The 3,229-nt window shown below is 70.1% G+C and carries 5 protein-coding genes; all 5 read left to right on the top strand.

Annotation, left to right across the window (positions count from 1 at the left end):
- On the top strand, window positions 1-736 hold a 736-nt coding region (locus tag V6M46_RS01840; protein ID WP_332662022.1), incomplete at its 5' end, for an FAD-binding protein.
- A gap of 22 nt (window positions 737-758) precedes the next feature.
- On the top strand, window positions 759-1,583 hold the full coding sequence (locus tag V6M46_RS01835) for an aldo/keto reductase (RefSeq protein WP_332662021.1): 825 nt from the start codon (window positions 759-761) through the stop codon (window positions 1,581-1,583).
- Window positions 1,584-1,607: 24 nt separating this feature from the next.
- On the top strand, window positions 1,608-2,003 hold the full coding sequence (locus tag V6M46_RS01830) for a DUF1304 domain-containing protein (protein ID WP_332662020.1): 396 nt from the start codon (window positions 1,608-1,610) through the stop codon (window positions 2,001-2,003).
- Between the two features lie 43 nt (window positions 2,004-2,046).
- Window positions 2,047-2,862, top strand: a complete 816-nt coding sequence (locus V6M46_RS01825) for an exodeoxyribonuclease III (RefSeq protein WP_332662019.1) — start codon at window positions 2,047-2,049, stop codon at window positions 2,860-2,862.
- 1 nt (window position 2,863) lies between these two features.
- Window positions 2,864-3,229, top strand: a 366-nt coding sequence (locus V6M46_RS01820; RefSeq protein WP_332662017.1) for an amino acid permease, incomplete at its 3' end; no start/stop codon positions are given.

Raw genomic sequence — 3,229 nt, 5'->3', positions numbered from 1 at the left:
CGGCGCCGGCAAGCGCCTGCCGATCCCCGGCCTGCCCGGCTTCGACACGCTCGGCACGCTCAAGCTGCTGCGCCACAGCGGCCACGACCACTCGTGGTTCGTGCTGACCCAGGCGATCATCGAAAAAGAATTCGCCCTCTCCGGCCAGGAGCAGAACCCCGACCTGACCGGCAAGAGCGTGCGCGAGCTGGTCAAGCAGCGGCTCGCCAAGGGCGCCACCGGGCCGGTCGAGGCGTTCAAGTCCCACGGCGAGGACTTCATCGTCGCCGAGACGATCGAGGAGCTCGTCGCCGGCATGAACGCCCTGACACCCGACGCTCCCGTCGACGTCGAGGACGTACGCCGACAGATCACCGAGCGCGACCGCGAGCTCGACAACGCGTTCACCAAGGACCTGCAGATCGCGGCCCTCAAGCAGGCGCGCAGCTATCGCGGCGACAAGCTCATCCGCGTCGCGTCGCCGCACAAGATCCTCGACCCCAAGAAGGGGCCGCTGATCGCCGTACGGCTGCACGTCCTGACCCGCAAGTCGCTCGGCGGCCTCGAGACCAACCTCGACTCGCAGGTGATCGGCGCCGACGGCTCACCGCTCGACGGGCTGTATGCCGCCGGCGAGGTCGCGGGCTTCGGTGGCGGCGGGGTGCACGGCTACAACAGCCTCGAGGGCACGTTCCTCGGCGGCTGCATCTTCAGCGGCCGGGCCGCCGGACGGGCCGCCGCGAAGCAGACGGCCTGACCTCCGGCGTACGTTTGGACGCATGGACACCGCCCCCCTGCTGGAGCTCAACGACGGACGACAGATGCCGGTCCTCGGCTTCGGGACGTACTCGATCAAGGACCCCCAGATCTTCGTCGAGGCGATCGACACCGGCTACCGCCTGCTCGACACCGCGACGCGTTACGAGAACGAGACCGAGGTGGGCCGCGGCATCGCCGACTCACCGGTGTCCCGCGACGAGCTGTTCATCACGACCAAGCTGCCCGGCAACGCGCACGGGTCACAGGGTCCGCGGATCGAGCTGACCGCCTCGCTCGAGCGCCTCGGGATCGACCACGTCGACCTCTACCTGATCCACTGGCCGCTCCCCCGCGTCGACAAGTACGTCGAGACGTGGCAGGCCATGATCGAGCTCCGCGACGAAGGGCTGGCCCGGTCGATCGGCGTCTCCAACTTCCTCCCCGAACACCTCGACCGGCTGGTCGCCGAGACCGGCGTGACCCCCGCGGTCAACCAGGTGGAGCTGCACCCCTACTTCCCGCAGGCCGAGCAGCGCGCCGCCGACGAGGGCTATGACATCGTCACGCAGAGCTGGACGCCGCTCGGCCGCGGCAGCGACCTGCTCGACAACCCCGTGCTCACGGAGATCGGCGCCAAGCACGGCAAGTCGCCGGCGCAGGTCGTGCTGCGCTGGCACACGCAGATCGGCGCCGCCCCGATCCCGAAGTCGGCCACGCCCGAGCGGTTCCGCAGCAACCTCGCGATCTTCGACTTCGAGCTCGATCAGGACGACCTCGACCGGATCGCGACGCTCGACACCGGCCAGCGCATCGGCGGCGACCCGCGTACGCACGAGGAGTTCTAGGCGCGGAGCCGCTAGGTTTCCTGCATGACCGCTCTCGCGCTGATCTTCGCCGGCATCGCCGCCCTGCTGCACGTGCTGTTCTTCAAGCTGGAGTCCCTCGACTGGCGCAAGCCCAAGACCTGGAAGACATTCGGGCTGGCGTCGCAGGCCGATGCCGACACGACCGCCTCCCTGGCGTTCAACCAGGGCTTCTACAACCTCTTCCTCGCGATCGGCACCGCCGTCGGCATCGGCCTCGTCGCGCTCACCGACGACCGCGACACGATCGGCTGGACCCTGATCGTCTTCGCCTGCGGCAGCATGCTCGCCGCCGCGATCGTCCTGATCTCCAGCGGCGGCAAGGGGTATGCCCGCGCGGCCGCGATCCAGGGCGTACCTGCCCTTCTCGCCGTCGCCACCAGCCTCGTCGCCGCCAGCTGACACGCGCGCTGAACCGTCGGCGTCGCCGACTAGGGTGAAGCCCGTGCTTCGTATCGCCACCGTCAACGTCAACGGCATCCGCGCCGCCCACAACAAGACCCGAGGTCAGACCCTCGGATTCGGCGACTGGCTCGCCGATCGGGGCGCCGACATCGTGACGCTTCAGGAGGTCCGGGCACCCGACGCGATCGTGCACGAGCTGACCGCTGACGCCGGCTATCACGTCGTCCACGCCGAGGCCGCCGCCAAGGGCCGGGCCGGGGTCGCCGTGCTCAGCCGCGCCGAGCCCAAGGAGTTCCGCGTCGGCAACGGCGACGACTACTTCCACGACTCAGGCCGCTGGATCGAGGCCGACATCCCGCTGTCGGACGGGTCGATCCTGACGGCGGTGTCGGCCTACGTCCACTCCGGCGAGGCCGGCACGCCGCGCCAGGACGACAAATATCGCTTCCTCGAGCAGATGGCCGTACGCCTGGCCGAGATCCGGGCCACCGGCAACCACGGTGTCGTCACTGGCGACCTCAATGTGGGCCACACCGAGCGCGACATCCGCAACTGGAAGGGCAACGTCAAGAAGGCCGGGTTCCTGCCCGAGGAGCGCGCCTACTTCGATCGCTACTTCGGCGAGCTCGGCTGGGTCGACGTGCACCGTACGCTGGCCGGCGACGTCGACGGGCCCTACACGTGGTGGTCGATGCGCGGGCAGGCGTACGACACCGACACCGGCTGGCGCATCGACTACCAGATCGCGACCCCCGAGCTGGCCGCCACGGCTCGCGAGGCCGTCGTCGACCGGGCGCCCAGCTGGGCCGAGCGCTGGTCGGACCACGCTCCCCTGGTCATCGACTACGACCTCTGACATGACCGACGCGCTCGATCGACGCCTGGGGCTGGTGGGCTCGGTCGCGGTCGGCATGGGCGCCATGATCGGCGCCGGGCTGTTCGTGGTGTTCCCGCCGGCGGTGGCGGCGGCCGGCGACGGAGTGCTCGTCGCGCTCGCCATCGCCGCCCTCGTCGCTGCCTGCAACGCGATCTCGTCGGCCCGGCTCGCGCGTCGGCACCCGGTAGCCGGCGGCACGTACGTCTACGGCCGCGAGCAGCTCGGTCCGCTGTGGGGCTATCTCGCCGGCTGGTCGTTCGTCGCCGGCAAGGTCGCGTCGTGCGCCGCCATGGCGTTCGCGCTCGGCAGCTACCTGTGGCCCGACCACGCGCGCCTCGGTGCCCTC

Source organism: Aeromicrobium sp. (assembly GCF_036676885.1).
Taxonomy (GTDB): Bacteria; Actinomycetota; Actinomycetes; order Propionibacteriales; family Nocardioidaceae; genus Aeromicrobium.
The sequence above is the reverse complement of the archived record's forward strand: the minus strand, read 5'-3'. Positions and strand labels throughout refer to the sequence as shown.